The 12,921-nt window shown below is 40.1% G+C and carries 11 protein-coding genes; 2 read left to right on the forward strand and 9 right to left on the reverse strand.

Annotated features, from left to right (window positions below; genetic code table 11):
* The first annotated feature begins 13 nt into the window (after window positions 1-13).
* The gene (fadA, locus tag ACSLUH_RS06450; RefSeq protein ID WP_448565480.1) at window positions 14-1,177 is read left to right on the forward strand and encodes an acetyl-CoA C-acyltransferase FadA; all 1,164 of its coding nucleotides are present in this window, start codon (window positions 14-16) and stop codon (window positions 1,175-1,177) included.
* A gap of 85 nt (window positions 1,178-1,262) precedes the next feature.
* Here the strand turns inward: fadA and ACSLUH_RS06455 are convergent, their stop codons facing one another.
* The 6 genes from ACSLUH_RS06455 to ACSLUH_RS06480 all read right to left on the reverse strand — a co-directional run bounded on the left by ACSLUH_RS06455 (window position 1,263) and on the right by ACSLUH_RS06480 (window position 8,250).
* Window positions 1,263-3,182: a DNA topoisomerase III gene (locus ACSLUH_RS06455; protein ID WP_448565481.1), complete on the reverse strand. Its 1,920-nt coding sequence runs from the start codon at window positions 3,180-3,182 to the stop codon at window positions 1,263-1,265.
* Between the two features lie 159 nt (window positions 3,183-3,341).
* Complete coding sequence (locus ACSLUH_RS06460) at window positions 3,342-4,547, reverse strand: ABC transporter permease (protein WP_448565482.1); 1,206 nt, start codon at window positions 4,545-4,547, stop codon at window positions 3,342-3,344.
* Entirely contained in the window at window positions 4,540-5,466 is a 927-nt protein-coding gene (locus tag ACSLUH_RS06465; RefSeq protein WP_448565483.1) for an ABC transporter ATP-binding protein, read from the reverse strand. The genes ACSLUH_RS06460 and ACSLUH_RS06465 overlap by 8 nt, the downstream gene beginning before the upstream one ends.
* 121 nt (window positions 5,467-5,587) lie before the next feature.
* Window positions 5,588-6,127, reverse strand: a complete 540-nt coding sequence (locus tag ACSLUH_RS06470; protein WP_448565484.1) for a GNAT family N-acetyltransferase — start codon at window positions 6,125-6,127, stop codon at window positions 5,588-5,590.
* An 87-nt stretch (window positions 6,128-6,214) separates the two neighbouring features.
* Window positions 6,215-7,135 (reverse strand): manganese-dependent inorganic pyrophosphatase, encoded by a 921-nt coding sequence (locus ACSLUH_RS06475; RefSeq protein WP_448565485.1) that lies wholly within the window; start codon window positions 7,133-7,135, stop codon window positions 6,215-6,217.
* 146 nt (window positions 7,136-7,281) lie between these two features.
* Window positions 7,282-8,250 carry a class 1 fructose-bisphosphatase gene (locus ACSLUH_RS06480; RefSeq protein WP_448565486.1) on the reverse strand — a complete coding sequence of 323 codons (969 nt, stop codon included), beginning with the start codon at window positions 8,248-8,250 and terminating at the stop codon, window positions 7,282-7,284.
* 207 nt (window positions 8,251-8,457) lie between these two features.
* Between ACSLUH_RS06480 and ACSLUH_RS06485 the strand changes: the two genes are divergently transcribed.
* Entirely contained in the window at window positions 8,458-10,878 is a 2,421-nt protein-coding gene (locus ACSLUH_RS06485) for a zinc-dependent metalloprotease (protein WP_448565487.1), read from the forward strand.
* Between the two features lie 323 nt (window positions 10,879-11,201).
* Here the strand turns inward: ACSLUH_RS06485 and ACSLUH_RS06490 are convergent, their stop codons facing one another.
* The 3 genes from ACSLUH_RS06490 to ACSLUH_RS06500 form a co-directional block, all read right to left on the reverse strand.
* Window positions 11,202-11,855 carry a pre-peptidase C-terminal domain-containing protein gene (locus ACSLUH_RS06490; protein ID WP_448565488.1) on the reverse strand — a complete coding sequence of 218 codons (654 nt, stop codon included), beginning with the start codon at window positions 11,853-11,855 and terminating at the stop codon, window positions 11,202-11,204.
* Window positions 11,856-12,032: 177 nt separating this feature from the next.
* A complete protein-coding gene (locus tag ACSLUH_RS06495) occupies window positions 12,033-12,431 on the reverse strand; it encodes a hypothetical protein (RefSeq protein WP_448565489.1) in 399 nt (132 codons plus the stop codon).
* Window positions 12,391-12,837: a hypothetical protein gene (locus ACSLUH_RS06500; RefSeq protein ID WP_448565490.1), complete on the reverse strand. Its 447-nt coding sequence runs from the start codon at window positions 12,835-12,837 to the stop codon at window positions 12,391-12,393. The genes ACSLUH_RS06495 and ACSLUH_RS06500 overlap by 41 nt, the downstream gene beginning before the upstream one ends.
* Between the last annotated feature and the right edge of the window lie 84 nt (window positions 12,838-12,921).

Below are 12,921 nucleotides of genomic sequence, written 5' to 3' on the forward strand. Positions count from 1 at the left end.
AAAGGAGAACACCATGAAAGAAGTCGTAATTGTCGATTGTATTCGTACACCAATGGGGCGCTCTAAAGCTGGCGTGTTTAGAAATGTTAGAGCTGAAGCACTTTCAGCCCATTTAATGCAGCAATTATTGGTGCGGAACCCTAACTTAGATCCGGCGTTAATTGAAGATATTATCTGGGGTAACGTTAAGCAAACTAAAGAGCAAGGTTTTAATATTGCTCGCAATGCACAGTTATTAACCGATATTCCAAAGCATGTTGGCGCTGTGACGGTAAACCGTTTATGTGGTTCATCAATGCAGGCTTTACATGATGCCACAACCAACATCATGGCTGAGCAAGGCGATATTTATTTAATTGGTGGTGTCGAGCATATGGGTCACGTGCCTATGATGTATGATGTTGATTTTGACCCCGCACTAAGTAAATACATTTCGCGTGCAGCAGGTAACATGGGGCTAACGGCAGAGTTGTTAGGTAAGCAACATGGCGTGACACGAGAGCAACAAGATGCTTTTGGTGCCCGCTCACACCAACGTGCTCATCAAGCAACGTTGGAAGGTCGCTGGGCAAAAGAAATTGTACCTACCTTAGGCCATGATGAAGCCGGAGCCTTATCATTGATTGAGCATGATGAAGTGATTCGTCCTGAAACGACGGTCGATACCCTATCTGGTTTACGCCCTGTATTTGACCCTGCTAATGGTACAGTAACTGCCGGTACTTCATCTGCGTTATCAGATGGCGCATCTGCCATGCTGGTGATGTCGGCAGATAAAGCCAAAGAGTTGGGATTAACCGCTCGTGTTAAGATCCGCGGTATGGGAGTTGCTGGATGTGATCCGTCAACCATGGGCTTTGGCCCCGTACCTGCAACGAAAAAAGCACTGAAAAAAGCGGGCTTATCACTTGGTGATATTCAATTGGCAGAATTTAATGAAGCTTTTGCTGCGCAAGCGTTATCTTGTGTACGTGCATTAGGTTTAGAAGATAAAATGGATGATATGATCAACCTCAATGGAGGTGCAATTGCACTGGGTCACCCATTGGGTTGTTCTGGCGCTCGTATCTCAACAACCTTGATTAACTTAATGGAAGGTAAAGACGTTAACATTGGCTTAGCAACGATGTGTATCGGTTTAGGCCAAGGTATCGCAACGGTATTTGAACGAGTTTAGTTTTCCTAATATTATCGTTGATGAAAAGCCAACTACATAGTGATGAGTTGGCTTTTTATTTTTACGCTGTTTCAACGTTAAAAAGTTAGACAGTGGCCTTTTTCCGGTAATTCCTCCGCTTTTTAAAAGGTTGTCTTGCTACCGCTTTTACCCCTTGTAAGCTTTTTGGTAATTCACTAGCGGTTTTATCGATTAATGCCGTCAACGTTGACGTCAGTGGCACCATTAAGTGCTGATAGCTCGCTTGCTTTTCACTGATCAGGTTTAAGGTTGATTCCCAATGAGCGGTCATATCGGGAGTGCTGCATTGTTTCGGAAGCGCATTAATCAAACCTACACCCGCTTCTGTCGCATGGATGGATTTTCCGTTACGAACTAAAAAACCTCGCTTGAATAATAAATCAATAATACCCGCACGAGTCGCTTCTGTTCCAAGGCCATCTGTTTCTTTTAAGATCGATTTAAGGGATTTGTCTTCAACAAAGCGACTAATGGCCGTCATTGCTTCTAACAGCGTTGCATCGGTAAATGCTTGTGGCGGTTGAGTTAGCTTCTCTTTGAGTACTCCTTGGTGACAGGTCAATAGCTGCCCTTTCGTTAGAGGAGGTAAATTGGTTTGAAGGTTATCATTATCTTGTACTGATTTACTGTTAAATAAAGCCTTCCAGCCTAATTCTTGGACGGTATTACTTTTTGCTACAAACAGTCCACCTGCAATAGTGATTGAAACTTTTTGATGCTGATAGCGATAGTTTGGATAAAACTGTGCTAGATATTGCCGAGCAATGAGTTGATAAATATTCTGCTCAGCATTCGATAGCGAAAGGTTTATTGGTGATTTCTCTGTCGGCACAATTGCATGGTGAGCGCCAACTTTTTTGTCATTCCACGCCGAGGAAACTATCGATAAATCCGCGTCACTAGCCTCTCGTTTTACATCAGGATATTTTGTTAGAAATCCGACGATATTAGCTGCTTGCGCTAACTGAGCTTTCGGCAAGTAGCGACAATCCGAGCGAGGGTAGGTAATAATTTTATGTTTTTCATAAAGCTGCTGACAAACATCAAGCACCTGTTTGGCGCTCATATTAAAACGTTTAGCGGCACTGATCTGCAAAGAAGATAAATTAAACGGCAAGGGTTGCTTATTCTGTTTATCTTGAATACTTATGTCAGTGACTTCTCCTTGCTGATTGCTAATGCGGCTGACCACGTTCTCTGCTAACGCTTTGACTAACACACGGCCTTCTTCATCCATGTATGGTTGACATGCGTCACTCGGTTGCCAGCGAGCAACAAACGCTTCTTGCTTATCGGTATGGAGTAATGCGTCGACTTGATAGTAAGGTTTAGTCGTAAAATGTTTAATTTCATTATCTCGTTTAACTACCAACCCTAGAACAGGTGTTTGCACGCGTCCAACCGACAATACTCCTTGATACCCCACTTTTTGTCCTTGAATGGTTAACGCTCGGGTTAAATTTATTCCATAAAGCCAGTCGGCGCGACTTCGAGCAAGTGCTGCAATCGATAATGGCATATAGTCAGCATTTGATTGAAGGTTATTGAGCGCTTTTACGACAGCAGCTTGGTTCATATCGTTAATCAATAATCGTAGTGTTGTACTTTTTTTGGCGTCACTAACACCGAGATGATTGATTACTTCATCAACCAGTAGTTGTCCTTCACGATCAGGGTCACCTGCGTGCACTAATATTTTGGCCTGTTTGATGAGCTTTTTAATGATAGTTAATTGACTACGAGTCTTAGTTTTTGCATTAAGTTGCCATTTATCGGGAACAATAGGCAAATGTTCAAGCGACCATTTCTTAAATTTGGCATCGTAAGCATCAGGATCCGCTTGCTCTAACAGATGACCTATACACCAAGTGACGACATCGCCATTAGCAAGCTCAATATACCCTTGGTGCTTTTTATGGGGTTTTGGCAGCGCATTGGCAATTGCTCGGCCGAGACTGGGTTTTTCTGCAATATAGAGTTTCATCAAAAGGCTAGTTGGTTTTAAAGGCTAACTAATAACAATTAGTGTAAAGGTTTACTGTCTTTATATCCAGTATCGCGTCAAGGGGTAGGTAAGAAATGTGCTTAAACGAGGTAACCTAGTTACCTCATTTAAGCATGGATTAGTAACAACTGCTGACCGTTATTTTTCGCTAAGCGCCCATTTCATCATGTCTTTAACACCGGGCTCTTTACCATACATGGTCATGCCCATTTTAAATAGTCTTGCCGCACTTTTACGCATCCATAAACATAAAGCTAAACTTAATAACGCTGAGATAATCGGTTGCCATATTGGTACGTCAATTAACGACATTTTTACTGGCATGGCAGCGAACGAAGTTAGCGGAAAGTAACTTAAAAAGTTTAATGCCCAGCCAGATGGACTATCCATGGTTAAAAAGGTGATGATAATTGGTACGAGCGGTAGCAACATGATGCTGGTTTTCGCGCTGTGATTGGGATCATCGATAGCTGCAGCAATTGCTGCAATAAAGGCGGTACAAAAATAAAGACCAAGTAAAGAGAAGATCAATAACCAAGGCAATAACGACCACTCTATAATTGATAAATCGAAACTATTGCCGGCAAGAACGACATTAAAAAATGCATAGCCTAATAGGGCAGTAATAGCGCTGGTAAACATCGCTTTTATCGCATGTAATATTTGACCAAAGATTTTGCCATCTATCCATGTTTGTGGACTAACACATGAATAGAGTTGTTCGGTTACTCGTTGCTGTTTTTCGCCAGTAATGCTGACAAATAACTGACCAAATGAGGTGAAAACGCCGATTGCTAACAGGATAATCATCCCCGTAGCCGTTAATGAACCGACATTCTCATCTGACTTTACTTTATCGTCAAAGTAACGGTTTTCTATTTGAGTAGGTTGTTTTAAACGTGCTACTTGCTCCTCTTTTAAACCTAACGTGTTCGCGTAGATCTGGCCAAACTGTTGGTTTAATACTTGGTTGAGATCATTTAACCAACTTTGTTTATCAAGGCTATAAACGGTTAATGCAGTTTTACTTCCAGCAGCGCGTTCTTTGGTAACAATTGCATGCCATGTTTCTGTTTCTATCATTTGCTGCTTTAACTGTTCAAATGATTCAGTTGTGGAAACAAAATTAAATTGCTCATCATTATTTTCTAAGGAAATAGAAGCTGGAATCGCAACTTGGTAAACCGTGGTAAATTCTCCTTTAACTTGTTCCCACAATAGAATAAACAAGGCGATGGCCACCAAAATCACTTTTGAAATGACTTCTTGCTTCCACTTAAAGAAGTGTGCGAATTCCCAGCGAGTTACTAGCCAAATTTGAGATAATTGATTGTGTTTATTCATGATGACCTCCATGTGCAGCAATGGCATTTAAGTAAAGTTGGTGTAAATCCATTTTTTGACTTTGCAATGCCGTCACATTGCCAAGTTGGGTAACCGTACTTAGAACGTCATTGAAGTTTTGCTGATGAGTAAGCTCTAGAGTGATGGCGTTAGGCGCATCGATGAAATGATTTAGCTGCGCTAAAGTGGTGGTGATTTGCTCTTCACTGGGCAGTGCTTGATAGGTTACCGTTAACCTCGCTTGGCTATTGGCTTGCTGACGAATTGCATCAATGTCACCATAAAATACCGCTTCGCCCTTATTCATAAGTAACATTCTATCGGCAAGCTTTTCTACCATCGCCATTTGGTGAGCACTAAGAATAACCGTCATTCCTTGTTGCTTGAGCTCTGACAAAAACTCGACGACTTTTTCTTGATTGACCGGATCGAGGCCAGAAAATGGCTCATCAAGTATTACCCATTTCGGCTGATGGAGCACCGCAGTGATAAGTTGTACTTTTTGTTGATTACCTTTAGAAAGTGACTTTAATGGGTCATCATGTCGTTCACTTAAATCAAATTTTTCTAGCCAGAAACGGGCTTTTTCAAGCGCATCTTTTTTTTCCATCCCGTTGAGCTGACCAAAATAAATTAGGTTTTTAATGACCGATTTTTCAGGATACAAGCCCCTATCTTCAGGAAGGTAGCCTAAGGTGTGCGCGGGAATATGTGAATAGTATTTCCCATCCATCTCCAATGAAATGCTACCAGAATCTGGTTGTGTAAACCCAGTTAGCATTCTGACTAACGAAGATTTACCTGCACCATTAGGACCAAGTAAAGCGAAAATTTCTCCTTCATTGACTATAAAGTTAAGTTGTTTTATCGCAGTGACATTGCTGTATTGCTTGCGTATGTTGTTTACGGTTAGCTTCATTAAAACTCCCTGAAACGAAGGTTCTATCATTAGAAATTATCGTTATAGTCGTCGTATCAGCGGTTTTATTACAGGAAATTAACGTGTTTTTACAATTACCCTACAATATTTGCAAACTAGCTTATTGATTTTTCATTTGATAGTAGACCACGTCACAAGTAAATACTGGATCTTCATGGTAGTAAGTTTTCACATATTCCATACCGATTTTTTTCATTACCCCAACAGAAGCTAGGTTCTCTTCACTGGCAATGGCACTAAATGCTTTATATGATTTATCTTGTGCAAAATGATTTTTTATATGAATAGCCGCCTCGCTGGCATAGCCCATACCCCACGTTTTTCTGAAAAAACGCCAACCTAACTCAAGATTATCAAACTCGGTATGATCAGAAAAAAAATACATTGGTCTGACTAAAATAAACCCTAAAAACTCATTATTTTCTTTCGTATTAACTTGCCAAATACCCCAGCCTTTTTTTTCGTCACGATAAGCTCTCATTCTCGGCATAAAAACATTATCAATATCTTCTCTGCTCGTTACCTTGCCGCCGCTAAGATAGCGCATCACTTCAGGGTCTTGATCAAGCTCAAAAAAGAGATCCGCATCACTTTCATCCATTAGTCGGTAACTGAGTCGTTCACTGTTTGGGATATTCATACATCTCCTTGTTTTTATTACTATCACTATAGAGAATAAAAAGCTCAGCAGAAGCTGAGCTTTTTAACATTTTATCAATGGTTTGATTTAAGCAAAGGATTCTTGCAAAGGTGGTACCACTTGTTTTTTACGTGATAATACACCGTCTATCCATACGCGACCATTTTCAGTGACTTTGCCATAAGCTTTCTCGGTTAAGTTTTCGTCATCACTCACCACTAAAAACTCAGAGCCTTCTTTCATGATATCGGTTAAGAGTAAGATCACACTATGACGATTTCCTTCCGCTTTTAGTGCCGCTAAATCAGCCTCAAGTGCTTCTTTCATATTATCGAAAATTGCTAAATCGATGACTTCTAATTGACCAATACCAACAAGGTTACCGTTCATATCAAAATCTTTAAAATCACGTAATACTAAATCACGAACAGGCGTGCCTTCGACAGCTGATTTCACTTTGAACATTTCCATGCCTAAGGCTTTAGGGTCTTCGATACCGGCGATTTCAGCTAAAGCTTCTACGCATTTTATATCTGCAGTGGTACAAGTAGGTGACTTGAAAATAACGGTATCACTTAAGATGGCACACATCATCGCACCAGCAATATTTTTTGGAATTTCAACATCATGAAAATCATACATCATTTTAATGATGGTATTAGTGCAACCAACAGGACGTATCCAACACTCTAATGGTGCAGAAGTGGTGATATCACCTAGTTTGTGATGATCAATAATGCCTAATATCGTTGCTTCATTAATATCATCAGGGCCTTGAACGCGATCAGAGTGATCGACGATATACAAACTTTCACCTGCGTAACTGGTTTTAAGTTGAGGTTGCTCAAAACCAAATTTATCAAGAATAAATAATGTTTCAGGTGATAACTCACCCAAACGAGCAGGAACAGTTTCTTCACCCAAGGTCGTTTTTAAATAAGAAAGGGCAATAGCAGAGCAAATAGAGTCAGAATCTGGGATTTTGTGACCGACAACATAGTTTGGCATAGTGTTCTCTTTATGACATAACAAAATAGTTTTAAATTGGCGATATTTTAACAAATAAACGATGATAATAAAAAGCCGCTTATTGGTATAAGCGGCTTTTTATTGGTTATAAACGTTCGAAGTTGCCTTTAAATGCTGTTTTACCCTTAGCTGTAGTAGCTTAAGCAGGCATTTACTTCATTTTCTGAGCCCATAATGACTTCCACACGTTGGTGAATATCGTTTGGCTCAATCTCCATAATGCGACCTTCACTAGTCACTGCTTTTCCTCCTGCTTGCTCAATTAAGAAACTCATTGGGTTTGCTTCATACATCAAGCGCAGTTTATAGGGCTTTTCAGGATTTTTAGTATCTGCTGGGTATGTAAATATACCACCACGAGTTAACACGCGGTGGATATCGCCAACCATCGCTGCAATCCAGCGCATATTAAAATTTTTACCTCTTGGGCCAGTATCACCAGCGACAAGATCATTTATATAATTTTGCATTGGCGGATGCCAAAAGCGTTGATTAGACATATTGATAGCGAATTCTTGGGTATCTTTCGGTACTTGAACGTTACGTTCAACCAATAAGTAGCCACCATGTGTACGGTCTAGGACGTAAAAGTGAGTACCTTTACCTGTAGTCATCACCAGCATGGTTGACGGACCATATAAAACATAGCCCGCGCACACTTGTGCATGACCTGGTTGTTTGAAGTGTTCAGGATCATCGGCGGCCAATTCAGGCTTTGCTTTGTGGATAGAGAAAATTGTACCAATCAGTGAATTAATATCGATATTGGAACTACCATCTAAAGGGTCAAACGAAACGATGTATTTACCATTATCTTCGCCAGCGACCGAAGTCTCTTCTTCTTCAGAGGAAATGGCTTTAACAAACCCTGATTCTAATAGAATATCTTTAAATAATTCATTGGCAACAACGTCCAATTTCTTTTGAACTTCTCCTTGAATATTTTCATCAAGAGTAGAGCCTAACAGGCCACCCAATTGTGCTTGGCTAACACGAAAAGAAATTTCTTTTGTCGCGGCAAGAATAGTTTTTATCAAAGAAATAAGATCTAGAGGGACATCATCTGCTCGTAGAGCGGGTGCGAGTCGTTGCATGCTAATACCTAATTATCGTTTGTTTAATTTGTATATTTTATATTATGCTTAGCCCCTTCTAATCAAAGAAGCCAAGATTGAGTGCGTATTGTTGTTATTGTTCGTACGTGGGTAAACGTCTTTATCCACAAAATTTTTACAATTATAACAATAATCTTGCTATCTTCTGTATAAAAAAATAACGCTTTTACAAAAACAAGGAATATTATGAGATTACTTCGATTGTTTTGCATTGCTATCACGATAATAACATTTAATGGTTATGCAACTGATAACTATGAAGAATTTATTAGTAAAAACGAGCTGCATCAGGGCTATTTTTCGTTCTATTTAGAGCAAAGCTCTGGAAAAGTGTTTTTGCAAATTTCTGATTTTGAAAAAGAGTTTTTGTTTCAAAGTAGCTTACCGCGAGGGGTTGGTTCGAATGATATTGGCTTAGATCGCGGTCAGTTGGGCGATACACGACTTGTCAGGTTTGAACGTGTCGGCAGCAAAGTGGTGCTTAGGCAGCTAAATACCTATTATCGCGCTGATACCGATAATCAACTTGAGAAGTTGGCGATGGAGGAAGCTTTTGCGAGTTCGATTATTTGGGGATTTGAAGTCGCATACGAAGACAAGCAATCGACTAAGGTGTTGATTGATTATACGCCATTTTTATTATCAGATATCCATGGTATCTCTGAGAAGTTGAAACAACGGAAGCAAGGGAGTTTTTCGGTTGATTCAAGTAGAAGTTTTGTCTTTAAGGAGCGCAGTAAAGCATTCCCTAAGAATACAGAGTTAGAAGCGACAGTCACTTATAAAGGATCTGGTGCCGGTGCTTACTTACGCAGCGTTACGCCAGATAATAGCGCGGTTACCGTAAACTTACACCATTCATTAATTCAATTGCCTGAGCCAGGTTATCAGCCACGTACGTTTCATCCCTATAGCGGATTTTGGCAACATAGTTATGCGGATTATGCCACAGCAATTGATGAGCCGATTGTTAAGCGTGTGATCCCTCGTCATCGATTAGCGAAGAAAAACCCATTAGCAAAGGTAAGTGAAGCGATTGAACCCATTGTCTACTATCTTGATGCTGGTGTACCTGAGCCGGTAAAGAGTGCTTTGCTTGATGGGGCGTTATGGTGGGATGACGCGTTCAGTGCAATAGGCTACAAAAACGCATTTCAAGTGAAAATGTTGCCAGCAGATGCGGATCCAATGGATATTCGATATAACGTTATTCAGTGGGTACATCGAGCAACAAGAGGTTGGTCATACGGCTCTTCTGTGATTGATCCACGCACAGGTGAGATTATCAAGGGGCATGTTACGTTAGGGTCTCTGCGAGTTCGTCAGGATTACTTGATTGCTTTAGGCTTGACCTCTCCTTTTGATGAAGAAAATGTCGATACCAGCGAAATGAAAGAAATGGCACTGGCCCGTATTAGGCAGCTCTCTGCTCATGAAGTGGGTCATACTTTGGGAATTGCTCATAACTTTGCCGCAAGCGTTAATAACAGAGCCTCAGTGATGGATTATCCTCATCCTCTAATTGAGTTGGTCAATGATAAAATCAGTCTTGAAAACGCCTATGACGATAAGATAGGGCTGTGGGATAAACATGTTATCGCCTACGGTTATGCCGATATCGCTACTGAAAAAGAAGCGAACTATCTTGCCAAAGTGATTAGCAGTGCGCAGCAAAGTGGATTACTTTATGTATCTGATCCTGATGCAAGGCCTGCCTCTGGTGCACACAATACCGGACATTTATGGGATAACGGAGAAAACGCCGCCAACGAGCTTATTCGTGTGTTAAAAGTGAGAGAAAAGGCGCTTGAGAACTTTGGTTTAAACAGTATCCCGGTTGGCGCGCCATTGTCTGAAATTGAGCAAGTGTTAGTGCCAGTTTATAATTTTCATCGCTATCAAGTAGAAGCAGCAGCTAAACTCATTGCAGGGGTTGATTATCGATACCAAATGCGAAGCCTTAATGAGCCTTCTGAATTAACATGGGTTAGTGGTAACCAGCAGCGTCAAGCTATAAAGGCGCTACTTCAAACACTTTCTCCTGAAGTGTTAACCTTACCTGAGCGTATTATTAAGTTAATACCACCTAAAGCTTACGGTTACTCTCGAGATCGTGAAAGTTTTACCAGTAATACTGGGATCACTTTTGATCCTGTGTCGGCAGCTGAGGCCAGTGCTAAACAGACATTATCTTACTTACTCCATCGTGAAAGATTGGCTCGTTTAGCACAGCAAGCAGTTATCCAAGATGATATTCCAAGCGTAGCGGAGCTTTATGAGATGCTAATATCATCAACGATCAAGCAAATGCCAAACAGAGGTTTAGCGACTTTAGTTCAACAAAGGGTTAACCAGCAGGTTGTTGAGCACTTACTTTCACTGTGGCATAACCCTTCTTTGGTTAGTGAAGTAAGAGCGCAAACCTTCGTTGAGTTAACCGATTTAAAAGCTTGGTTAGAGAAGCACGCTAAAGATAAAAAATATCGAGCGATGGCAGCCCAATTTATTTTATTGGTGGATCAGATAGATTACAGCTTATCTCAAGGAAAAATGTTTACACCAGCATCAGAGATTAAGTTACCGCCTGGGTCGCCAATTGGTGGCTAAACTTGTAAGAGAATAACATTAGCCGTTAATGCTTAATAAAAAAGCCAGTTTTACACCGGGCTATTGAGTCAACTTGGAGCCGTTTTGTGGAAATAACAAAGCGGCTTTTTACTTTCAGAAAATATTTTCTTTATTTTTCAATTGAAACTAGGCTAAAAGAAAACATTAAAATAACTTCAAAATTTACGATTAGTTAGATTATTCAGTTAGTTAACGAATGGATTTGAAAGCGTTTATGTGGGTTTTACTATGCTTTTATATATCTAAAAACAAAAAACACTAACCATAGCGATCAGTGTTTCTCTTATAGCTAAGTTTTAGGATCAAGCTTGCTTATTAAATTTACGGGAAACTAATCCCAATAAACCTATAGCAAGTATCGCCATACTTGATGGCTCTGGTACACTAGTTGAGTGATTTTCTACTGATACGTTTAATACATAATCACCATTTATACCTACAGGATTCTCGCAACATCTGCCAACTCTAATTGCAAATAGTCCTGTTGTTGGCAAGGTCAGTTCAATATATGAATCTAATGTTCCATTTGCGCTTGAACCAGTATCTATATTGAGCCAGACATCATCATTTTGGGCAATAGAGTTACCAGATGGATCAAAAAGTCTCAAAAAGGCATCTAAACCGCCGTTATTCGTACAAGATCCAAATGTACTCGCGCCGCAGTCAATATCGAAAATTGCAGTACTGCCTACAGTCCCCCAAAAACTGAATACATCATATGAAGCCGTATCACTAAGTGTTCCCTGTATTTCTACATGTGGAATTAATGTAGATGTATTTATTCCTAATGAGTTTTCAATGTTTATATCAAATGCCAAATCAAAGTAGCTATCAATATTTTGCGCAGTCGCTATCGTATCATTGGGTTCTGACTCTATAATCAACCCAGCATTAGCAAATCCACTAACAGCCAAAGCAAATGCAGCAGCCACACCCTTTAAAAATATATTTTTCATTTGAGTTTTCCTTTTAATCCCTTTCCATCGAGGTTGGAAGGTGTTTAATAAAGCTAAAAATAAATACTTGTTGGACAAAGGCAAGCACTGTGCCAGTTGGATAACTTGCAAAAAAAAAACAGTAAGTTAGTGAGTGTTGGTGATTTCAGTTTTGCACAATTGTAAAATAACCTGACACTAAAATCGGTTACTCATAAAGCTTGGCTGATGTTCGGTTTTGTTACGATACACTTCATCAATGCGAACTTTATCTAGGCTAAATGACAACAAATCCTCAGCGGTATATAGCTTTCTTGTTAAGCCTAAACGCATTGCTGGTGTAGACGGTTTAGGTTTGTTATTACCTTTGAAATTTCTGTTAATGGTGCGTTCATTGGTCATGCAATAATTGAAATATACGCGCTTAATTTCAATCAGTTTTACCATCCATTCAGGGTTATAGCCAGCATAGGCATTCCAGCGTTTTGCGTTGGTGGCACTAGTGACGGGACGTTCTAAAAGATTAATGTGTCTGCGTAGAATTTGAAACCAATTATCAACACCATGAAGTGAAGCGTTGGCTAATATACTTGCCACTAGTTTTTGGGTTCGTGCTCTTTACATCGCCAAGTGGCAACAACATCGCTAAACGTGATTTACTATTAGGGTTGATTAGCCATTCTGATTTAGCATTACCGACACGAACTCGGTTTGATAATTGCGCTTCCCAAAGTACTTTCTTAATGTCTTCATTGGTGATGTCTGGGTTTTCTTTTTTTGCGTTCGCTCGAACTTCTCTGAATCGTTTAGATGCGTCTTCATCTAGATACTGAGCGCTGCCTGTTTTCTCTGCTGAGATTTGAAAGGCATAAAGCTTATTGCGTGCTATCCAATCGTTAAAAATAGCTCCTACGGCTAATTTAATACCTGAATCATTATCTGCGTATAAGTTAACTTGATTGGCATATTTGAGCTTTTGTTTAAGTAAAGCAAAGTGAGCCAATACGCTATACGTTTGCTGTACCAGTAATCCTTTGGGTGGTAGCTGGAGGTCAACAGTGCGTTCATGCTCAGGTGCCTGAACATT

This window comes from Thalassotalea ganghwensis, assembly GCF_053485795.1.